Annotated in this window: 18 protein-coding genes and 1 pseudogene; 3 read left to right on the top strand and 16 right to left on the bottom strand. The window is 43.8% G+C overall.

Annotation, left to right across the window (positions count from 1 at the left end; translation table 11 throughout):
- The first annotated feature begins 28 nt into the window (after positions 1-28).
- Complete coding sequence (locus AC5FEC_RS08510) at positions 29-484, top strand: universal stress protein (protein ID WP_037615825.1); 456 nt, start codon at positions 29-31, stop codon at positions 482-484.
- Between the two features lie 166 nt (positions 485-650).
- Here AC5FEC_RS08510 and AC5FEC_RS08505 read toward each other — a convergent pair whose 3' ends face one another.
- Complete coding sequence (locus AC5FEC_RS08505) at positions 651-2,036, bottom strand: Cof-type HAD-IIB family hydrolase (protein WP_493661909.1); 1,386 nt, start codon at positions 2,034-2,036, stop codon at positions 651-653.
- A gap of 66 nt (positions 2,037-2,102) precedes the next feature.
- Between AC5FEC_RS08505 and AC5FEC_RS08500 the strand changes: the two genes are divergently transcribed.
- Positions 2,103-3,065 (top strand): asparaginase, encoded by a 963-nt coding sequence (locus tag AC5FEC_RS08500; protein WP_493661908.1) that lies wholly within the window; start codon positions 2,103-2,105, stop codon positions 3,063-3,065.
- Between the two features lie 436 nt (positions 3,066-3,501).
- Here the strand turns inward: AC5FEC_RS08500 and recG are convergent, their stop codons facing one another.
- The 14 genes and pseudogenes from recG to AC5FEC_RS08430 all read right to left on the bottom strand — a co-directional run bounded on the left by recG (position 3,502) and on the right by AC5FEC_RS08430 (position 17,123).
- On the bottom strand, positions 3,502-5,517 hold the full coding sequence (gene recG / locus AC5FEC_RS08495) for an ATP-dependent DNA helicase RecG (protein WP_493661907.1): 2,016 nt from the start codon (positions 5,515-5,517) through the stop codon (positions 3,502-3,504).
- A 106-nt stretch (positions 5,518-5,623) separates the two neighbouring features.
- Positions 5,624-6,730 (bottom strand): alanine racemase, encoded by a 1,107-nt coding sequence (gene alr / locus AC5FEC_RS08490; RefSeq protein WP_493661906.1) that lies wholly within the window; start codon positions 6,728-6,730, stop codon positions 5,624-5,626.
- Entirely contained in the window at positions 6,720-7,082 is a 363-nt protein-coding gene (gene acpS, locus AC5FEC_RS08485) for a holo-ACP synthase (RefSeq protein WP_234550942.1), read from the bottom strand. The genes alr and acpS overlap by 11 nt, the downstream gene beginning before the upstream one ends.
- Positions 7,083-7,184: 102 nt before the next feature.
- Positions 7,185-8,216 carry a 3-deoxy-7-phosphoheptulonate synthase gene (locus AC5FEC_RS08480; RefSeq protein ID WP_493661915.1) on the bottom strand — a complete coding sequence of 344 codons (1,032 nt, stop codon included), beginning with the start codon at positions 8,214-8,216 and terminating at the stop codon, positions 7,185-7,187.
- Position 8,217: 1 nt separating this feature from the next.
- The gene (locus AC5FEC_RS08475; RefSeq protein ID WP_493661905.1) at positions 8,218-9,249 is read right to left on the bottom strand and encodes a 3-deoxy-7-phosphoheptulonate synthase; all 1,032 of its coding nucleotides are present in this window, start codon (positions 9,247-9,249) and stop codon (positions 8,218-8,220) included.
- 13 nt (positions 9,250-9,262) lie between these two features.
- Entirely contained in the window at positions 9,263-11,779 is a 2,517-nt protein-coding gene (gene secA / locus AC5FEC_RS08470; protein ID WP_234550938.1) for a preprotein translocase subunit SecA, read from the bottom strand.
- Positions 11,780-12,034: 255 nt separating this feature from the next.
- Positions 12,035-12,655 carry a hypothetical protein gene (locus AC5FEC_RS08465; protein ID WP_493661904.1) on the bottom strand — a complete coding sequence of 207 codons (621 nt, stop codon included), beginning with the start codon at positions 12,653-12,655 and terminating at the stop codon, positions 12,035-12,037.
- A gap of 15 nt (positions 12,656-12,670) precedes the next feature.
- Entirely contained in the window at positions 12,671-13,612 is a 942-nt protein-coding gene (manA, locus tag AC5FEC_RS08460; RefSeq protein WP_493661903.1) for a mannose-6-phosphate isomerase, class I, read from the bottom strand.
- A gap of 13 nt (positions 13,613-13,625) precedes the next feature.
- Positions 13,626-13,790 (bottom strand): annotated as a pseudogene (locus AC5FEC_RS08455) (UTRA domain-containing protein); the annotation flags it as partial.
- Entirely contained in the window at positions 13,763-13,912 is a 150-nt protein-coding gene (locus AC5FEC_RS08450; protein WP_493661902.1) for a GntR family transcriptional regulator, read from the bottom strand. The gene AC5FEC_RS08450 and the pseudogene AC5FEC_RS08455, both read right to left, overlap by 28 nt.
- 378 nt (positions 13,913-14,290) lie before the next feature.
- Positions 14,291-14,986, bottom strand: coding sequence for a histidine phosphatase family protein (locus tag AC5FEC_RS08445; protein WP_493661901.1), 696 nt, complete (start codon positions 14,984-14,986; stop codon positions 14,291-14,293).
- Positions 14,987-15,040: 54 nt separating this feature from the next.
- Positions 15,041-15,430: a hypothetical protein gene (locus tag AC5FEC_RS08440; protein ID WP_037615793.1), complete on the bottom strand. Its 390-nt coding sequence runs from the start codon at positions 15,428-15,430 to the stop codon at positions 15,041-15,043.
- A gap of 77 nt (positions 15,431-15,507) precedes the next feature.
- Positions 15,508-16,845, bottom strand: coding sequence for a PFL family protein (locus AC5FEC_RS08435; RefSeq protein ID WP_493661900.1), 1,338 nt, complete (start codon positions 16,843-16,845; stop codon positions 15,508-15,510).
- 11 nt (positions 16,846-16,856) lie between these two features.
- Positions 16,857-17,123, bottom strand: coding sequence for an ACT domain-containing protein (locus AC5FEC_RS08430; RefSeq protein WP_037615788.1), 267 nt, complete (start codon positions 17,121-17,123; stop codon positions 16,857-16,859).
- Between the two features lie 314 nt (positions 17,124-17,437).
- Here AC5FEC_RS08430 and AC5FEC_RS08425 point away from each other — a divergent pair, with 314 nt between their 5' ends.
- Positions 17,438-20,641, top strand: coding sequence for an LPXTG-anchored zinc carboxypeptidase (locus AC5FEC_RS08425; RefSeq protein ID WP_493661899.1), 3,204 nt, complete (start codon positions 17,438-17,440; stop codon positions 20,639-20,641).
- 505 nt (positions 20,642-21,146) lie between these two features.
- Here the strand turns inward: AC5FEC_RS08425 and celB are convergent.
- Positions 21,147-22,493 (bottom strand): PTS cellobiose transporter subunit IIC, encoded by a 1,347-nt coding sequence (celB, locus tag AC5FEC_RS08420; protein WP_493661898.1) that lies wholly within the window; start codon positions 22,491-22,493, stop codon positions 21,147-21,149.
- Positions 22,494-22,626 lie beyond the last annotated feature (133 nt).

The raw sequence follows: 22,626 nt of genomic DNA, 5'->3' as shown, positions 1-22,626 counted from the left end.
GTCCCTTATAAAGAACGGAGGTAGTCCCATGGTTCAACAAAAATATGAAAATATAATGGTCGCTGTTGATGGCTCACACGAAGCTGAGCTTGCATTTGAAAAAGGGGTGAATGTAGCACTCAGAAACGGTTCTCGTCTCACGATTGCTCATGTCATTGATACACGGGCTCTTCAAAGCATTTCAACCTTTGATGCCGACGTCTATGAGGAGCTGCAGGAGGATGCCAAAAAGTTGGCTGAAAAATATAAAGAAAAAGCTCAAAATGCTGGAATTAAACACGTTGACATCGTTATCGAAATGGGAAATCCTAAAACACTTTTGGCTACAGAGATTCCTGATGAGCATAAGGTGGATCTAATTATGGTCGGCGCCACTGGACTCAACGCCTTTGAGCGTTTGCTGGTTGGCTCTTCATCAGAATACATTCTGCGTCATGCCAAAGTGGATTTGCTAGTTGTTAGAGATAAGGAAAAGACTCTGTAAGTGACCATCCTTACTCCATTTCTCTTCAAATACGGAGCATTTCAAAAGACCTGAGATAAGCATTGCAAAATCAAATCTCAGGTCTTTTTTTCTATTTTGGCTGAGCTCCTGTCCAGTTTCTATATATTTATAATTGTTCAGCACCAAATATTTTTTTGTTTTTGGCTTACTTGTCGTGGCTTTTGTTGCGCTGATAAGCCTGAATCTGCCGCTCTAGTTCTCGTTTAATTGCAGGCTCTGGAGCGTATTTGTCTTCCCAGTCATCCGGTTTCAGAATCTTATGCGTTACTGGGTCAAAATGCGCTTTTCCATCCGGGAAAATTTTCCCCATATTAGCCTGATGGACAATATCGAAAATCCGCTCGGGATCCACTCCCATTAAGACAAAGCTGCCATAAGTGAAGTAAAGCGTGTCAATTAAGGCGTCTACTTGACCGACTAACGAAACTTCAGCCTCTCGCTTGCTGCGAACCTTGGTAGCCGCCTTATCCAAAGCCTGGTGCATCCTTGAAATGGATTGATCAAATTCTGCTTCGGAACGACTGGCCGCTCTGAGAAATTCAACTAGCTCTTCCAACTTAAAATCAGCCCGATGCCGTGCATCTTCTGGTGTCCAAGCGATTGGCTCTTCCTGCGTGCATTCATCCATCACACCATGGAAGGTCTTTACTTTATTGAAATGATGATCGCTGGAAACAAAGACTTTCTCACTTGCCAGAATACCGAAATGTTCCAGCGCGCGATGGATACCATCCTGACTGTTGCTGCTAGTCGTGTGCTTAGCCACTTTCTTGACAGAGCTGGTTCCATTGCCCATGGCAATAGATAAGCCGACCCCCGACAGCATTTCTAAGTCATTGTCCGAGTCCCCGAAAGCCATCACTTGATTGATATCAAAGCCATATTCCTTGCCAACTCGGCGAATTCCTTCCAATTTGGACATCTCTTGATTGATAATATCCGCTGCATAGGGGCTCGACCGAGTAAATTTCAAATGCGGAAAATCCGCTTCAATCTTTTGACTTTCAGCTGGATCCGCCAATATAAGCACTTGATAAATCGGCTCTTGAATCAACTGTAGGAGCTCCTTTTCCTGCTGAGGAAGCGCCTTGCCGATAACGCTATTAAAACCACGACTAACTGTTCGAGCCATTTTCTTAGGGATAAACTGGCTGGCCCACTGAGAAAAGGAACTCATACCAAAAGTCATAATTTTTGAACCTTGCATGGCCTCTGCTGTTCCAAAGGAAATTTCCTTTCGGTACTTCTTGCTATAGGCAATCAAATCGCGCAGGCTTTGTTTATCAATCGGCGTAGCAGAAATCACCTTGTCTTTTGAAAAAATATACTGGCCATTATAGGTCACCGCAAAATCTAAATCCAGCTGCTCCATAAAAGGTTTGACAAAGAAAGGACCGCGGCCTGTTGCTAAACCGACCAAAATCCCTTGTTCTTTCAAACTTTTAATGGCGGCCTCTGTCGATTTCAAGACGGTTCGACTGTCATTGACCAGTGTTCCATCGATATCGAAAAAGACGGCTTTTACTTCCATTGATTTTCTCATTCTTTCCTTTTATGATACAATAAATTATAACACAATTCACGGAGAAGCTCATCTATGAATAAGCGAATTTTAGTTTTACACACTGGCGGGACCATTTCCATGCAGGCAGACGGAAGTGGCGCTGTCAATAGTAGTCAAGATAACCCCATGAACCATGTAGCCGTGCCTTTAAGCGGCATTGAAGTGGCCGTGCTTGATTTCTTCAATATCCCCAGCCCTCACATCACTCCCCAGCATATGCTAGAACTCTACAAAAAAATAAAGTCTGATGCTGACCAATACGACGGAGTGGTCATTACCCACGGAACAGACACCCTGGAGGAAACGGCCTACTTCCTCGATACCATGGACCTGCCTGACATTCCTGTTGTTCTGACCGGAGCCATGAGGAGTTCTAATGAATTAGGCAGTGACGGGGTTTATAATTACCTAACCGCTCTACGGGTTGCCAGCGACGAGAAAGCCTGTGGCAAGGGAGTCTTGGTCGTCATGAATGACGAAGTCCATGCTGCCAAATATGTCACCAAAACCCATACCACCAATGTCAGCACCTTCCAAACTCCGACGCACGGCCCTTTAGGTCTCATTATGAAACAAGAAATTCTCTATTTTAAAACGGCAGACCCCCGCGTTCGTTTTGATCTGAATAGCATTTCAGGGCTGGTCCCCATCATTCCAGCCTATGCCGGCATGAAGACGGAACTCCTAGATATGCTGGATTTGCCAAAGCTAGACGGTCTGATTATTGAAGCCTTTGGTGCTGGCAATCTACCGAGAGAAGCTGCTGAAAAATTAACAGAGATGGCAAAAGCAGGTCTCCCCATCGCCCTAGTCTCACGTTGCTTCAACGGCATAGCCGAACCTGTCTATGCTTATGAGGGGGGCGGCGTTAAGCTACACCAAGCTGGAGTCATGTTTGTCAAGGAGCTTAATGCCCCAAAAGCCCGCATCAAATTGCTAATCGCTCTCAACGCTGGATTAACTGGTCAAGAATTAAAAGACTATATTGAAGGATAAGACCAAATAAGCCTGTCATGCTTTTGTGACTGGCTTATTTTGATTAGATAAAGAGCTGAAATACAGACTCTGCTATTTTACTGATATAGTCAATAACCATAACTCGGAACTCCTTTTACTCCTTTTTTAAATTCTTTTTTATAGTTGACTTTAACTGCTACTTTCATCTTGCCACCTCGTTTCTTTTAATGCTGTCATTATAATTCCGAAAACTTAAGGAAGGCTTAGAATTTTCTTGCAGAAAGCTTAAGATGAGCTTCTTACTCCTGCTCTGATATTCATTTCTCTAGGCTCAGCTATGTACTTGGTTAAGAGCTACGACACACATCTCTTCACTTCTCCCTGTCACTGGTTCTTAGCAAGCCTTAAAAACTGGACTTGCTAAGACGCATAAAAACCTAGGAAGTTCTTCGTCCTAGGTTTCTCATTGTTTCTTTTAGTCTAGATAATCGCGAAGCTCCAAATGTTGGGCAATCAGGCGCCAGTTCGCATCCTTGCGCCAGTTGGGATTGGTCACGATCTGACTGGCTACCTTGCGCGCTTCTTCAAAAATCGGATAATCCTCCACGATGTCCGCCACCTGAAACTCTGGGATACCAGACTGGCGGGTACCGAAAATTTCACCTGATCCTCTCATCTTGAGGTCTTCCTCAGCGAGGACAAAACCATCTGTGGTCTCCGTCATGATTTTCATGCGCTGCTTCCCAGACTCCGTCTTAGGATTGGCAACTAGCACGGCATAAGACTGCTTGTGACCTCGGCCAACCCGCCCCCGTAATTGATGAAGCTGGCTGAGACCGAAGCGGTCAGCATCCATGATAACCATGATGGTCGCATTCGGAACATTGACCCCGACTTCAATAACTGTAGTTGACACTAGAATATCTGTTTTCCCGACCTTGAAGTCTTGCATAATGGCTTCTTTTTCGTCATTTTTCATACGACCATGGAGGAGAGCCACCTGAGCCTGATTGGCAAAGTAGGCCTTGAGCTCTTCCTCTAAAGCAATCGCGTTTTTCAAGTCCAAAGCCTCTGATTCCTCAATCAAGGGAGAAATGAAGTAGACTTGGGCGCCCTTGGCCAGCTCTTTTTTCATCCAGTCCAAGACCACTTCCAACTGCTCATGCTTGACCCAGCGAGTAATGATGGGCTTGCGGCCGGCCGGTATCTGGTCGATGATGGAGACATCCATATCGCCAAAAGAGGTAATAGCCAAAGTTCGAGGAATAGGCGTGGCTGTCATCATGAGAACGTCTGGATTATTTCCTTTTTCCCGCAAAATCCGACGCTGGTCCACCCCAAAACGATGCTGCTCATCGATAATGACCAGACCCAGTCGATGATAGACTACCCCTTCCTGAATCAAAGCATGGGTGCCAACCACCATGTCTACTTGCCCCGCCGCTATTGCAGCCAAGGTCTCCCTGCGTTCAGCAGCTTTCATACCACCAGTCAGGAGAGCCAGATTCAGTTCTGGAAAAAGCTGAGTCAGGCTGTCAAAATGCTGCTCTGCTAGGATTTCTGTCGGAACCATTAGAGCAGACTGGTAACCTGCTGTATGGGCTGCATACATGGCCAAACCAGCCACCACGGTCTTACCACTACCAACATCTCCCTGCAGGAGGCGGTTCATGTGAACTGGTGATTGCAAATCACTGAGAATTTCTCCTAAACTCCGCTTCTGAGCCTCAGTCAGGGCAAAAGGCAGCTCGGTCTTCTTTTGAGCCAACATTTTTTCCTGCCAAGGGATAGCTAGTCCCTGGCTGACATCCTTGGTCTCGTACTTTAGAACTTGCAACTGCATCTGAAAATAAAACAGCTCTTCAAATTTAACCCGACGCAGAGCCTGCTTATATTCCGCCAAATCCTTAGGAAAATGCATGGCCCGCACAGCCTGAGTACGATCCAAAAGCTGATAGCGCTCCCGAAGGGCAGGAGGAAGATTTTCCTCCAATAACTGTTCCAGCCCTTGGTCAAATGCCGTCTTAATCAGCTTGACCAGACTGGCCTGGCTAATTCCCTGAGCCAGCCGGTAGACAGGCTGCAAGTCGTTCTCTACCTGAGCCAGCAGCTTCATACCAGTCAGACTGGCCTTGGCTTTGTCCCACTTGCCGAAGACGGCTATACTAGCTCCCACTTCAATCTTGTCTGCCAGATAAGGCTGGTTAAAGAAATTAACCGCCAAAGCGACTTCCCCCTGCTTGATGGTAAAGCGCAGGCGGTTACGTTTGTATCCATAATACTGGACATTGGCTGGAGTCACAACCTGACCAGAAACAACCGCCTTCTCTCCATCCTCTAAGTCTAGGACGTTCTTACTCTTAAAATCCTCATAACGAAAAGGAAAATAAAGTAGTAAATCCTGCAAGGTCTCTAGACCCAGCTTGGCAAATTTTTCTGCTGATTTCGGTCCCACACCAGGCAGAACCGTCAAAGGTTGGTGTAAATTCATAATTCCTCTTTCAGTTCTGATACTGCTGCGGTGCTAAAATCACAGACAAGAGAGGAAGCAAGCTAGAACATTATCAAATACTTCAAGCGCTTCCCTTCATCTCTCTTTAGTCTTTATAAACTCTCGGTACGCGGTCGCTAATCAAGCAGACCACTTCGTAGTTAATGGTACCGCGCTTTTCTGCCACATCTGTCGCTGTGATGGTCTCCGCTCCGCTATTTCCAATCAAAACAACTGGCGTGCCAAGGGGATAAGCCCGAGGCAGACGCACTGTAATCTGATCCATGGAAACCCGACCGACAATAGGACAGCGCTGACCATCGACCAAGACGTCAAAGCCCTGCATCTCTCGTGTCCAGCCATCCGCATAGCCTAAAGGAATGGTACCAATAATTTGCTGGCTATCACTGGTATAGGTCGCCCCATAGCCGACATGGGCACCCGCCTGAATTTCTTTGACATGGACCAAGGCTGATTCTAACCTTAAAGCTGGTTTGACTTCATAGGGCAACTCCAGCACCCGTCCGCTAGGATTAAGCCCATAGATAATATCTCCCAGACGAACAGCATTCATAATCGTTTCACTGTGCCAAAGAGTTGTTGCAGAGTTGCTGGCATGAACAAGCGGCGGCAGGAAATCTAACTCACTTAAAATTTCTTTAAAACGACTTAACTGAGCTGAAAAATTGGCGGTCTCTATCTCATCGGCCGTTGCAAAATGGGTAAAAATTCCTTCTACAAAGGCACCCGCTCTCTGCAAACGATGAATGGCCTCTCGAACTTCTTTGCCAGAGCGAAACCCAATCCGACCCATCCCAGAATCAACCTTGATATGAACAGTCAGCCCAGACAGATCGCTCTGCCTATTTAAGCACAGCTCCAACCATTCTAAACCAGCCACCGTTAAGGTGATTTCCTTTTCGATAGCTAAGGGAACCACATCCACTTCAGACACTCCCAAAATCAAGATTTTTTTGCTGAGTCCAGCTTCGCGAAGCTCCAAAGCTTCGTCAATATTAGAAACGCAAAAACCATCTACAATAGGGTCGATATATTTTGATACGGCAACTGCTCCATGTCCATAGGCGTTCGCCTTGACAACCGCCCACTTTTCAACTTCTTCTGGTATATGACTTATAATTTGTTCAATATTAAAGTAAATCGCTGATAGATCGACAACAGCTTGGCTGGGTCTATGTAGACTAGCTTTCATTTTCTTCCTCCAAAATAACACTGGCAATAACCTGATTACCTGCATGACTGATGGATACCCAGACCTTGCCATCAAAAGGTGACTGGCTAAAGTAGGGAGCTCCTTGTTGATTGTTCAAAATTTCCAAATCCTGAAAGGTCACTTTCCCAATCCCCGTTCCCCAGGCCTTGGAAAAAGCTTCTTTTGCCGACCAACGACCGGCTAGATACTCCATCTTCCTTTTCCCTTTCAATTCTTCGAAGCGGGAAAATTCTTTTGGTGTCAATACTTTCTGGGCAAAGCGAGAATTCTTGCTGTAGGCCCGCTCAATAGAGGATACCTCCTCTAAATCAATTCCATGTCCTTTAATCATATTTCTCTTGTGTAATGCGAGAAAACTCAGCCGATTCCCAGCTGAGTTTATCCTTTCCGACAGTTGATTTCAAACTGAAAATCCCTGTCTTCCTTTCACTTTTTATTTAGCTAAAGCATCATAAATTTCTTCAATCAGCTGGACAGTATTGTCCCAGCCTAGGCAAGGATCCGTAATGGATTTCCCAAAAATTTTTGGCTCATCCTGACGACCATCTTCTAGGTATGATTCAATCATAAAACCTCGAACCGTTTGCTTGATTTTCTCATTCCAAGCACGGTTGATCAGGGTTTGACGGACAATCCGAATTTGCTCCATATACCGTTTGCCTGAATTATCATGATTGGTATCAATAATGATAAAAGGATTTTCTAAGCCTAATTTTTCATAGTTAGCAATAGCATCTAACAAAATTTCATAATAGAAATTTGGGCGGTTTTTGCCATATTCATCAATGGAACCGCGGAGAATTGCATGAGCCAGCGGATTTCCAGAAGTCTCTACTTCTTGATTGTGGAAGAGGAAGGTTTGCATATTCTGAGCAGCATAAATCGCATTGAACATTACTCCCAAATTACCAGAAGTTGGATTTTTCATCCCAACCGGCGCATCAATTCCTGATGCTACAAAGCGGTGTTCTTGATCCTCCACTGAGCGAGCTCCAACTGCGTGATAGCTAACCAAATCATCCACCAGTCTCAAATTTGTAGGATAAAGCATCTCATCCGCAGTTGTCAGGCCAGTTTCCGTAATCACACGGTAGTGCAACTGACGAACTGCTTGAATCCCATTAATAAGGCTAGGTGCTTTCGAAGTGTCTGGCTGGTGAACCAAGCCTTTATAGCCGTCACCATTAGTACGCGGTTTGGCAGTATATACCCGCATCACAATAAAGACTCTGTCTTCCACCTTTTTCTGCAATTCAGACAGACGGCGGGCATATTCTAAAACAGCATCTTCATTATCAGAAGAACAAGGACCGATTACTAGGAGAATGCGATCGTCCTGACTGCTGAGAATCTTAGCAAGCTCCTGATCCCTTTTATTTTTATTGGCTAAAGCCTGGCCGCTCAGTCTCGTTTTTGACTTGATTTGCTCAATATCAATTCTCTGACCTTTTTCGATAAATACCATATTATTGCCCCAATGTTTCATAAATCTCGCGGACCAATACTTCTGTATTGTCCCAGCCCAGACACGGATCCGTAATGGATTTTCCAAAAATTTCTGGCTCATCCTGACGGCCGTCTTCCAAATAAGATTCAATCATAAAACCACGAACAGCCGACTTGATTTTCTCATTCCAATCACGATTAATCAAGGTTTGACGGACAATCCGAACCTGTTCCATATACCGTTTGCCTGAATTATCATGATTGGTATCAATAATAATGCAAGGATTTTCCAGCCCCATCTTTTCATACTGCGCAATCGTATCTAACAGGTTATCATAATAGTAATTAGGAATATTTTTCCCATATTCATTGATAGAGCCCCGCAAAATCGCATGAGCAAGTGGATCGCCACTAGTTTCGACCTCTTGGCCTAAGAAAAGAAAACTCTGCTTGTTTTGGGCAGCATAGATGCCGTTAAACATAACATTGAGATTACCAGAAGTTGGATTTTTCAAACCAGTCGGAAAATCCGCCCCACTGGCTACAAACCGATGTTGCTGATCCTCAACAGAGCGAGCTCCAATCGCCATATAAGAAATCAAATCATCCACTAAAGGAAGGTTTTCAGGGTAAAGCATCTCGTCAGCCGTCGTCATGCCAGTTTCTGAAATCACGCGATAATGCAGGTTGCGAACCGCCTTAATCCCGTTGATTAGACTAGGCGCTGCTGTCGCATTGGGCTGGTGAATCAATCCTTTATAACCGTCACCATTGGTACGTGGTTTAGCTGTATAAACCCGCATCACCATAAAAATCCGGTCTTTGACTTCTTCTTGAAGAGCAGAGAGACGCTTGGCATATTCCAAAACAGCTTCTTCATTATCTGAAGAACAAGGTCCGATAACCAAAAGAATCCGGTCATCCTCGCCACGAATAATGGCTTCCAATTGACGATCACGCTCTTGCTTACGGGATAAAATATTGCCTTCTAGCTTTGCAAGCTGACGCACTTCTGCTACGTTGATTGGTTGACTAGTTGCTTTAAATGCCATCTTCTCTCCTTAACTACTTACGGCCATGACAATTCTTAAATTTCTTTCCTGAACCGCATGGACAAAGATCATTTCGCTTAACTTTAGACAAATCTATATCTTTAAGAAGATTCGGGATCTTAGCAGAAATATTCCGAGTAGCTGTTGTACTGATATTGTGCTCTGTACGCGGACGCTCTTGCTCATGAATTTGTGCTTTCATCATCAAACGAGTCACATCAAATTCAATGGAGCCGATCATCGCATTAAACATACGGAAACTTTCTGCTTGGTACTCAACAACCGGATTGTTTTGAGCATATCCACGAAGTCCTACAGCCTGACGCAATTGATCAAGTGCGTCAATATGGTCTGTCCATTTACTGTCTACTACACGCAAAATCAAAACTTTCTGGAATTCACGCACGGATTCTTCATCTCGCAGTTTTGCAATTTGGTTATCATAAACTTCTGAGGCACGCTCAAATAGATAAGCTTTGATTTCTTGGTCTGATTTTCCTTCTAAATCACTCTCAGAAATAGAATCTTCTGAAACCAGATTGTACTTAGCAAAATTCAGGATAGCTGCAAGCCTTTCGCTCGCTTCAGCACGGCTGTTGCCATCTACGATCCGATCAATTGTCCGTCTAATCATAGCATGGATCTCAGGACTCAAATCACGATTGGCAGTGATCACATCGTAGCGTTCTGCATAGATAATTTCCCGCTGTTCGCGCATGACATCGTCATATTGAAGGACTTGCTTCCGGGTGTCATAGTTATTTCCTTCAACCCGTTTTTGAGCGCCTTCAACTTGACGAGTCAGCATCCGAGATTTGATAACAGACTCTTCTTCGCTGAGGTTCATCCGCTCAAGCAGGGCCTTGATTCGCTCAGAACCAAAACGACGCATCAGCTCATCTTCAAGTGACAGATAAAACTGAGATTCACCTGGGTCTCCCTGACGCCCTGAACGTCCGCGCAACTGATTGTCAATCCGGCGGCTTTCGTGACGCTCTGTACCGATGACACAAAGTCCACCCAGCTCACGCACACCCTCACCCAGCTTGATATCAGTACCACGTCCGGCCATGTTGGTCGCAATCGTTACAGCACCGCGCTGACCAGCATTCATGATAATTTGCGCTTCTTTGTAGTGATTTTTGGCATTCAAAACTTCATGAGGCACACCAGCTTCAACTAATTTTTTAGAAATAAAATCACTGGTTTCAACGGCAACCGTACCGACAAGAACCGGCTGGCCTTTCTCATAACGTGCTTTTACATCTTGAACAACTGCTTTGAACTTAGATTCAAGACTTGGATAGAGCAAATCTGGATGGTCAATCCGAGCTACAGGACGGTTCGTAGGGATTGGAATCACTCGGATATTGTAGGTTTCACGAAACTCTTCTTCTTCTGTTTTTGCTGTACCGGTCATTCCAGAGAGCTTCTTGTACATTCTGAAAAGATTTTGATAAGTGATAGAAGCTGAGGTCTTAGTTTCATCTTGGATTGGAACACCTTCTTTTGCTTCAATTGCTTGGTGCAGACCATCTGAATACCGGCGTCCTTCCATCGTCCGACCCGTAAACTGGTCAACAATCAAGACTTCTTGCTCCTCACTGACTACATAATCAATATCCAAAAGCATGATGTAGTTGGCTCGAAGGGCATTGTCAATAAAGTGAGTCAGAGCAACATTTTCAATATCATAAAGATTATCCAACTTGAAATAGCTCTCAGCTTTATCGATACCAGAATCCGAAAGGCCAATGGTCTTAGACTGAACATCAATGATGTAATCCTCTTTAGCAAGAGATTTTACATAATGATCCGCCATGTGATAAAGCTGATTTGTATCAGAAGAGGTTGGACCAGATACAATCAGGGGCGTACGGGCCTCGTCAATCAAGATTGAGTCCACCTCATCAACCAAGGCGTAATTAAGCGGACGTTGAACCATATTTTCAGCGCGAACGACCATATTGTCACGCAGATAGTCAAAACCGATCTCCGCATTGGTTGAATAAGTAATATCACAAGCATAGGCTTCTCTCTTTTCAATAGAAGATTTAGCCGCTAGGTTAATCCCAACCGAAAGGCCCAGCCAAGAATACAGCTCACCCATTTCAGTTGCATCCCGTTCTGTCAGATATTCATTGACAGTAACAACGTGTACGCCTTTTCCCGAAAGAGCATTCAGATAAACTGGCATCGTTGCAGTCAGAGTCTTTCCTTCTCCTGTACGCATTTCAGGAACGTCTCCGTGGTGGAGGACAATCCCCCCCATAATCTGTACTTTATAAGGAAAGAGTCCTAGAACGCGCTTGGCACCTTCTCGGACAACTGCAAAGGCTTCATACAAAAGATCATCTAAACTTTCGCCTTTCGCATAACGCTCCCTGAACTCTGCTGTCTTTGCTTGCAGTTCTTCATCAGTCATCGCAGCCATTGTATCTTCATAAGCAATGACCCGATCTGCCATTTTCTCTAATTTTCTTAATTCTCCTCTATCATTTTCAATGATTGTTCTTAAAATATTAGCCATTTTTTCCCTTACTTGTTTATGTTCTGTTTTTAAATGTTTCTTCTCATTATAGCACGTTTCCCTATATCTTTCAAGAATGAAAGAAGGAGTAAGAAGACAAAAAAACGCAGTCATTTCAATCTTTAACTGCATTTTTCATCCCGCTTTCAAATGATAAGAATAGCTCGAAACAATATTAAAAACGCATGAAATCTATTCTAAGAATCTTTTCATGCGTTTCTCTAACATCAATCATTCAGCAAGGCACAAGATCGGCTAGTCCTTTTCCATACCTTGTACTGCTTTTAGCCAATATCTGAATTCCCAGCGTAAAGGACTACCCTGCGAAATCTTTTCTCTAATTGCTTTTTGATAAGCTAAATACTGATGATCATAATCATCCCAGCGACTCCAAGGTTGCTTTGGTCTGTCTATACCTAGATTACTGCTAGCAATGTCAAAAACATAATTATCCAACGGAACATGCAAATACTCAAACACTTCATCAAATGAAGTCGCTTCAAGCATATATAAATACTTGATGGTCATATTGAGCCATTTTTGTGCATGGCCATATGTAAGCACAACCCCATTGTCTAAGTAAATCCTTTTCATTTGATTGCTTACATTTTGGTGCCAAGAATCAAAAGAATCTTGATTGGGAATGTCCTTCAAGGAGAGTTTAGGTAGCTCTTCTGCAAATATCAAGTTTACTTTTCGTCGTAACATTAGCCTAACATCATCTGGCAACGGCTTCAGTCTTAGCGTTCTATTCATATCAAGATAAGCCCGCTCGCTTGCTGCTTCGATAGGATTTGAAAAATCACCAAAATAGACATACTTCAAGAAATCAAGAATATCTTCATCAACACTTGTTTCTCTTACCTTATCAAGCACAAAATCCGCCTTTCTCTATGGATGGCTGACAATCAGCTGCAAGTCGCCAGACAAAGTCCATTCTTTGACGTCACTTGGCAGGATGAAATGCTCCCCTTTTTCAAGAGGATAAACTGTTCCATCAACTTCCAGCTCACCAACGCCTTCTAGGACGCTGAGCAAACTATAGTCTGCTGTCTTTTTAAACTCAACAGAACCAGCAATGTCCCACTTGTAAACAGCAAAGAAGTCATTGGCCACCAAAAGAGTAGAAGTCAAATCGTCTGCCTGAATGGTAACGGGACGGCTATTAGCTGGCTCACCGATAGTCAGAACATCAATCGATTGCTCCAAATGCAACTCACGAAGATTGCCAGCATCGTCCTTGCGATCAAAGTCATAGACCCGATAGGTTGTGTCGCTAGACTGCTGAGTCTCTAAAATCAGAATCCCTGAGCCAATGGCATGCATGGTTCCACTTGGTACATAGAAGAAGTCGCCAGCCTTGACTGGAATTTTGGTCAGGAGATGATCCCAGTCCTTGCTCTCGATTTGCTGGCGCAACTCTTCCTTGCTCTTGGCATTGTGACCGTAGATAATCTCTGCTCCTTCGTCTGCAGCGATAACATACCAGCACTCAGTCTTGCCAAGTTCGCCTTCATGCTCTAGTCCATAAGCATCATCAGGATGGACCTGAACACTGAGCCAGTCATTGGCATCTAAAATCTTCGTCAAAAGCGGAAAGACAGGCTCTGGACGATTGCCAAAGAGCTCACGGTGCTCGGCATAGAGAGCATCTAACTTCTGACCGGCAAAGCGTCCATTCTTGACAGTTGACACGCCATTAGGATGAGCTGAAATAGCCCAGTATTCGCCCACATGGTCACTAGGAATCTCATAGCCAAAGACATCGCGCAGCTTGGTCCCACCCCAAATCTTCTCCTGCATCACAGACTGTAAAAATAATGGTTCTGACATAACAACATTCTCCTTAAATATTTTTTACATCCAATAAGGAATAGCCCTTGGTGTCGAAACGATTACGGCTTCTTGAATATTCAATCGGCCGGCCATTTTCCAGATAGACAGCCTGTTCCACTTGCAAAACAGGATCGGAAACCGAACAGTTTAGGTACTTTTGATCATAGTCATTCGGCTAGCACCGAACTCCGCTGCAAGCTCCGATTGAGTAGGCAACAAGGAGGCTACTGGGTAGACTCCATCTGCAATTCTATCTCGGAGAACATCGGCTATTTCTTCATATTTTACTTTAGCCAAGCTCTCTTCTGCTTCTTTTTTTTCTTAATCTTATTATAATACAGACTCTGTCTGTTTGTCCAGTACGCCTACCGTCCAAGCCATTATACCAAAAATCTGCCTCTTCTTTTTTTAAATATCTATACTTTTCGTTTATTAAAGTATACTTTTTAGAAATAAAAATACAAGCCTAGCATAGCTAAACTTGCATTCAATTTATGACAATCAATGATGTACTAATCTACTCTTCTCATAATGAAGCTGAAAACTAAGCAAAACAGCCCAGAGCAGACTCAGCCGCTGCAGCTTGCACCCCAAATGAGAAGTGCTTATCAAATAGTCCACCTGCCTCGGTTTCAGAAAATCCTATTAAATCATTGCTTCCCGCTTTCTCCTCGGCTATTCTTGCACATCCAGAATCTTGGCACCAATTTCACGGTAGGACATATCTCCCAAGACCTGCAGCGTAAATTGCCCCTTTTCATATTCGACAACTGTCACACTGCCATTTTGGACACCAGGATTTTTGGTAATGGCCGCATCAATCAGATAGGTAAAAGTCCCAATGGTCATACTATGGCTGACAACCAAAGCATCTCCCCCGCCAGCAGCCTCCACATCTTGGGCGATAGCAGTAAACCCTTCTAAAATCCGGCCACCAAGCTGTTCCCAAGGTTCAGCCCAGCCAGCTGTATCCACTTCAACCAAGCCATTTGCTAAATCCGGCAGGCTCAGTTCTTTATAATCGTCTGTATCCAGCACCCGCGGAATGACCCCGTGGAAAAGCTCTCCACCATAGGCACCATCAAAACTACCAAAACACCATTCCCGGATGCGCTTGTCAAACCGATAAGGAATCTTACCCGTCAGTTGCAACTCTTCCAAAATAATCCCCATGGTCTGAATCGTGCGACCTGAATCACTGGAAAAAGCTTTTACAAATTCCAAGCCAGATTCCCGCAACCCAATACCCAACTCATGAATCCCACGTTCACCTTCTGCTGTCAGCGGTGTGTCCGACCAGCCCTGAGCTCGGCCAATGGTATTAAACATGGTCTTGCCATGGCGGATAATAAACAGTCTTGTCTTTGTCATATTCTCTCCTAAATTCCCCTTGAAATGATGGCAGCCCTGCCTTTCAACATCAAACTATCGCAGACTGGGATGAAGAATCTCCTCTACCTGAATCAAATCCTTGCGGGAATAACTAACCATAAGCGACTGATTTTCTTGCAAAGTATGCCAGACTCCGCCCTCGTCCAAGTAATAAAGCGACTGATCTGACCCTGCCAATTTCAGTAAATTTTTACTGCCAACCCGCTCCTTCCCTAAATAGGTGAACAGTTCTCCTGCCGAATCAACTTTCCCAACCAGTAAAATCTTGCATTGGTAAGAATTGCCGACTTTCATAAATTCAAAATTATTGAAATCCAAAAGTAATGAATCATCAAAACAGCGCTCCTGACGTCCAGTGTCCACATTTTCCAAGATGAGAACCCGAGTCGTGCCATACTCTTCAATTGATTGCAACTTATACATAGAAAATCTCCTTTCCAGCTATTTTATTCGAAAGGGGAGTTGAAAAATCAGTTAGCCACACCCAGTGATTGCTCAGTTTAATTTTTAAAACTGTGAATCGGTGCTGGAATTTGACCGCCACGCGCGATAAAGGCAGCTGACGAAGCCTGATTGACCTTCATGACCGGAGCTGTTCCCAAGAGCCCGCCAAATTCAATCATATCGCCTTCCTTGCCTTTCGGAATAATCCGTACAGCTGTCGTCTTCTGATTGATGACACCGATCGCCGCTTCATCCGCAATCATGGCTGCGATGGTCTCAGCTGGCGTCGCCTCTGGAATGGCAATCATATCCAAACCTACCGAGCAGATAGCTGTCATAGCTTCTAGCTTTTCTAGATTGAGCGAGCCATTTTGCACAGCAGCAATCATGCCCTCGTCCTCTGAAACAGGAATGAAAGCACCAGACAGACCGCCGACCTGGTTGCAGGCCATGACACCGCCTTTTTTGACTTGGTCATTGAGAAGGGCAAGCGCCGCTGTCGTACCATGAGTACCGACTGTTTCCAAGCCCATTTCTTCCAAGACACGGGCCACTGAGTCTCCGACTGCCGGTGTCGGAGCCAGACTCAAATCAACAATCCCGAACTTAACGCCCAGACGCTCGCTGGCCATCTGACCGACCAACTGGCCGATACGGGTGATTTTGAAGGCCGTTTTCTTGACCGTTTCCGCGACCACGTCAAAGCTCTCACCACGGACCTTTTCCAGAGCCCGCTTGACAACGCCTGGCCCAGAAACACCGACATTGATGACCACATCTGCTTCACCGACACCATGAAAAGCACCGGCCATGAAAGGATTGTCCTCTACCGCATTGGCAAAGACGACCAACTTGGCCGCCCCCATATCAGAAAACTGGGCGGTTTCCTTGATAATGCGTCCCATATCCGCAACTGCTGTCATATTGATGCCAGTCTTGGTTGAGCCGATATTGACAGAGGAGCAAACCTTGTCTGTCTCAGCCAAAGCCCGCGGAATGGAATTAATGAGGATTTCATCCCCTTTTTGATAACCCTTTTGCACCAAGGCAGAGAAACCACCGATAAAGTCCACGCCGATTTCCTTGGCAGCCCGATCCAGAACATGAGCCAGAGGCAGATAGTCCCTTGCGTCCGTAGCTGCCCCAATCAGAGAAATCGGGGTAACAGACACCCGCTTGTTGACGATGGGAATTCCCAGCTCAGCTGCGATTTCATTTCCGACCATCACCAGATCTTTAGCCTTGGTCGTAATCTTTTGGTACACCTTATCCGCTGCCCGCTCAATATCTGAGTCGATACAGTCCAAGAGAGAAATGCCCATGGTGATGGTCCGAATATCAAAATTCTGCTCCTCAATCATGGCAATGGTTTCTGTAACTTGTCTAATATCCATGCGCCCTCTCCTTAGATATTGTACATAGCGTCAAAAATCGCTGCACTTTGAATATTGATTTTGACATTGAGCGTCTGACCAAAGGCCTCAAATTCACTACGAAGCGCTGCAAAATCCTGCTTCTCATCGCTAGACACGACAGCCATCATGGTAAAAAATTCATCCAAAACCGTTTGTGAAATATCGTCAATATTGAGCCCCAGCTCTGCAATTTTAGTAGATACACCGGCCACAATCCCCGTCTTATCTTTTCCAACAACCGTAATAATCGCTTTCATCGTTTGCTCCAATCATATTTATTGCTAATATTGTAGCATAAATGAATAGATTTTGCATGAATTTGCAGAAATCAAGGCTTCAAATTTTGCATAAAACCTTATGTAAAAGTAGTCATAAAAAAGTTCTTGAAAAATTAATATTAATTAGAGCGATCAACACTCTTTCTGCCAGTCAGATTTCCAGTTTTTGTCCAAAAAATTACAGATATTAGTCCTTTTCGTTAGAAGTTTAATTTTTTTCTATGATTTTGATTGAAAACGGTTACAGAACCTGCTATACTAGATTTAAGAACACATTACAAAGGAGATTTCTTATGAAAGACTCATATAAGAAACGCTTATATACTCAAGTCCTCAGTGTCTCAGCTGCAGTTCTTTTAGCAGTTTTAGTCCAAGGAAATGCTGCCGCTGACACAGTTAGCCCTGCTGAAACCCCACAGGAGACCAGTAAAGTCAGCACTGTCGTCGAGCAGCCTACGCCTGCAAGCTCAGAGAAAGTCGTAGAAAATGCGACTATTCCTCAAACCGGATCACCAGAGCAAACCAGCAAGACTGAGGCTGCCCCTGAAAAAGCCGACAGCACTGTTCCAACCCTTCCTGCCACAGGAGCTGAAGAAAAAACAGCTGATGCTGCCGAAAAAGTCGACACTTCTGCCAAAGCAGAAATGCGCGCAGCTGGTATCGAAGAAAACAAGGTTCAGCTTGCTGACAGCAAGGTTTATATGTCTGAAAAAGCTGTCATTGAAGAAACCATTCAAGAACAGGGAGCTCAAGCTGGTAAGATTACTTGGAAACTAGACAACAAGCCGATTAGTGAGTGGAAAACTTGGAAGATGGCTGACGGAACCTTCTCTGGCGACCCATTTGTCACTGTAGAGGAAAAAGCTGATGGAAATGACCTTAAAGTTTCCCTTAAATTTAATGAGTTATTTGGTCAAGACTTAAGCCTGCGGACACCAAATAATATCCGCAGAACCTACCGCAACTTTATGGGTACTCATGAATTGGTCGGAACCAGTGAAGATTTAGGCCTGACCATTCGCAAGAACATCGTTCTGCGACCTTATGAAGATTTCCATACCCATGATGAAATGCTGGCAGCTATCGAAAAGAGCCGGCAGGATGCTAAAACGGATCGTCTTGTCAAAATCGAAACGACTGGTAAAAGCGCTCAAGGACGCGATGTTAAACTTGGTATCATCAGTTCCGATCAAAAGAGCATTGACGACTATCTCAATACAACCAATCGACTCGCTCTCACTAAACCAGCTGAAATGTTAGCAGCTCTGAAAAATGGCACACTGGACTATAAACTGCCAGTCCTTATCAACAATACCCACGCCGATGAACAACCTGCTATCGATATCATCACTGGACTCTTCAATACTTTTGCGACCAAAGATCAAATTTCTTTCCAAACTACCGATGCCAATGGCAATGCTAAGACTGTCACACTCAGCGTCAAAGAACTCCTCAAGAAATTCATTTTCCTCTTTGACTTTACTGAAAATCCTGACGGAGATGTTGCCAATACCCGTGCCCTAGCTAACGGAATCGATCCAAACCGCGATACTAGCTATCAAGCTAACCCAGAAACCCGTATTGTTGCTGGACTCATCAACAAATGGAATCCAATCGCACTTTACGACATCCACGGCTTTGTCAAGGACTTCCTGATTGAGCCAGCTACTCCGCCACACGATCCAAACTTTGAATATGACCTTTTGTCAAAAAATATGCTGGAAAATGCCCACCACATGGGCCGCGCCGGCGTTGCCAATTCCAAGTATGACCACTACATCATTCCTAAACTAGACTGGGGCGATGGCTGGGATGACTCCTTCTCTGGCTACACAGGTGTTTATGCTATGTACCATGGAATATTAGGACATACCGTTGAAATACCTGAGGGCAATCAAGAATCCTATAAAGCTGGTTATCACGCTGTCCTTGGAGGTATCTCTTACCTGTCCCAAGATCCTGATAAGCTCATGGAAATGCGCCTCAACTTCTATCTCCGTGGCATCAATAAGGTTGAAGATCCAAAAGCTGAAAATGAATTGGTCGGACCTGACGGCAAGGTTGTTGGACGGGTAAAAAATGGTCAGAAAAAATTCTTCCCTGATTATTATGTCATCCCAATGGGTCTTGACAAAGACAATGATTCCCAACAAGCCTTTAACATGATTGAATACTTCAAGAGAAATGGTGTTGTCATTCAAGAATTGAAGGAAGATGTTGGCAACTATAAGAAGGGCGACCTCGTTGTCGATATGGCTCAAGCTAAGCGTGGCTATGCCAACCATATCCTCTACAAAGGATCAAATGAATCCGCTTGGGCTGCCATGTATGCTGAACTTTTGGTAAACTTCCCAGATATGAGAGGCTTTAAAGCTGAAGCAGTCTTTAAAGATAAACTCTTTGATGGCAAACTCGGTGAAGTCACTGCACTTCGGGCTACTCGCACTAGTGAAGTCAATCATAAAGCTCCATACTATGTGATTGCTAACACATCCGACAGCGCCGTTAAAGCTGTCAACCAAGCTATTCGCGAAGGTAAGAAAGTTTATCTGACAGAAGATGGTTATATCGTTGATACACCGACATTTGCAAATCTGCTGAACAATTATGCTATTTATGGAGATGCCCTTTATAAAGTTCCGACAGGGCAACCTTTGAAAGCTCTTAAAGTCTATGCTCCTCCTCATCAATATTATTGGGCTGGTGTCGATTCTCCTGCTCATACAGCCCTCGCACTGAAGAATCTGGGCTTTGATATTGTCGACACACCTGAGGAAGCCGATGTTATCGTCCTTGAAAGCAACAAGTTTGATAAGTCTATCCTCGGTCTCAAACCAACAATCGTAGTTGGCGGCTCTGCTATGCAACGCCTTGAAAAACTTGGTGTCCTAGATGGATTTGATGCTGAAAGATTCTCTGGAGGCAGCGATTTTGAAGGACTTATGAAAGCTATTGTAGATGATAAAGATCCATTGACTAGTGGCTATAAGAAGAATGATCTCTTCTATTCTAATTCTGGAAACTGGATCGCAAAAGCCCCTGCCAACTTCAAGACTTTGGCTTCAATTGCTGGCAGCGACTACTACATTGCAGGTTGGTGGCCAGGCAACGAAAAACTAGCCAATAAGATCGTAGCCATTTCCGGTAGTTACAAGGAGCATCCACTCTTCGTTTACGCTGGAAATCCAACCAATCGTCTGCACACCATCCACTTCTACCGTTGGATATCCAATGCTGTCTTCGGCAGCCAATTGGCTGAACTGAAAGATCCTGTTCAAGAACCATCTGTTGAAATTGTAGAAATTGTGAATCAAAAACCTCAAGCAGGTCAAGCAACCATAACAACCTACAAACCTACACCTCAACTAGTAAGCGTAACACAGCAAGACCAACTGCCAGAAACAGGAAGCAAGGAAAACACAGCTCTATTTGCAGTCGCAAGCGTTCTTATTGCTACATGTAGTGGCCTATTCTTACTGAAAAAGAAAGAAGAATAAAAATATCCCCCTTTTCTGATAAGTAGACCTTTGCTCGTTATGCCCTCTAAACTCAAAAATCGCATGGATAAATCTTTTTAGATGTCATCCATGCGATTTTTTATATTACCTGAGCAAAGGCTCAGAAGTATTTTGAACTAGGAAACAGTACATTTTTCCTCTAAAGTTGTAAGCAGACTAAGAAAATCAGCCTGCAATCCAAGGACAAAAAGGTTACCTTGAGGGGTGTTCCGTATAAGTATAGCCATTCTTTCGAATTAACGTTTACTAAATTGTGAAGCCTTACAAGCTTTCTTAAGACCTAGCATGGAAACTATCATTCTCAGATAGACCAAAAACAGCTTAATAGCAATCCTCCGCAGAATCGCTTTTGCATTTTTATTTGATAAATTGCAATAAAAAGCAGTGAAGAACATTTCGTTGAAAAATTCTTCACTGCTAATCTTAGTATGTCTTGTATGAACTTTTTTAGTCTATTAACAAGTTAGCTTTTTTTAATTAACACTTAAGCTTCTTGCTCTTCTTTCACCAATTTTTGATCATAGACACGAATGAATGGGAAATAAACCAAGAAGGCTGCGACTGCACACACTAGAGCAACTAGGACTGCTCGAAGATCTGCTGTCCCTAAGAAAGCTCCTATACCCACTGGAGTTGGCCATGGAACCTGTGCAATAACTGGATTAATAAGGTTTAGTGTATTAGCCAAGTAGTAAATAGTAGCAGTAACCATTGGCGCCAAGATGAATGGAATGGCCAATGCTGGGTTATAGATAATCGGCAAACCAAAAATGAGTGGTTCATTAATATTGAATAATGCTGGCACGACTGAAGCACGTCCAATAGCTTTGAGTTGTTCTGACTTAGCAGCAAAAGCAATATAGAGACATAGACCAAGAGTTGCACCTGATCCACCAGCAATAACAAACATGTTAGAAAACTCACCAGCTACAGCAAAGTTCCCACCAGCAGCGTTTTCTGCCATATTTGCAAGAGCAATCGGATTAACAAATGCAAAGATAATATTGGCACCGTGAATACCTACAATCCAAAGAAGTTGAGTCAAGAGATAGATAATCATCAATCCAATCCATGAGTTAGTCAAATTTGCAACAAACCCAAACGGAATTGCAATGACTTTAAAAATATCTGTGCCCATAGCTACAAGTAGACCGTTAATAAAAATAACAACAAATGCAACTACAAATCCTGGAATCAAAGCAGTAAATCCACGAGAAACCCCTTCTGGAACAGCTTCAGGCATTTTAATAACCCAATTACGCTTAACACACATACGATAAATTAGTACTGTCACAATAGCCATAATGATAGCTGTGAAAATCCCTGTTGTCCCAAAACGAGTAACACCGTTCCCCATTGCCCAACCATCAGCAACTACTGCACCTTCTTTAAGGTTGGTCACAGCCTTCATCATTCCTCCATCAAAGATGATTTGTGGCACTGTCATGATGAAAGCCATCAGAGCAAGAAGAGCACCATTAAGAGGGGTCATATTAAGGTCTTCTTCTTCTGCATAAATTTTTGTCAACTCATAAGCAAGTGAAAGGACAAAATAAAGAGAGAGAGACCCCATGGTAGCGTAGTTAGCAACCATATAAAGAGAAGTGAATTTATCAAATGAAGCTGAGAAAATATCTGCTACAATTGGCCAGAATGAGAAAGCTTGTGGCAAAATACTGAATACCAAAAACATTGACCCAACAATAGTAAATGGCACAGCTGCCATACCGGCTGCGGTAATAGCACGTACAACCTTAAACTGAGCAAGTTTACCCATTGGTCCCATGACGTGATTTTCAAGGAAACCAAACAATCCATTTTGCTGATCCATAATCAGACCTTATATTTATATTAGCGGGTAGCTTCCGCCAGTATAAACCCTTTCTTAATTATTTTATAGATTTGTTTTATACTTAGTTCAGCGCTGTGGATTAGTAAGTGTCACCAATCGCTTAGACGATTTC

It is taken from the genome of Streptococcus sp. STC1396, assembly GCF_058933875.1.
The sequence above is the reverse complement of the archived record's forward strand: the minus strand, read 5'-3'. Positions and strand labels throughout refer to the sequence as shown.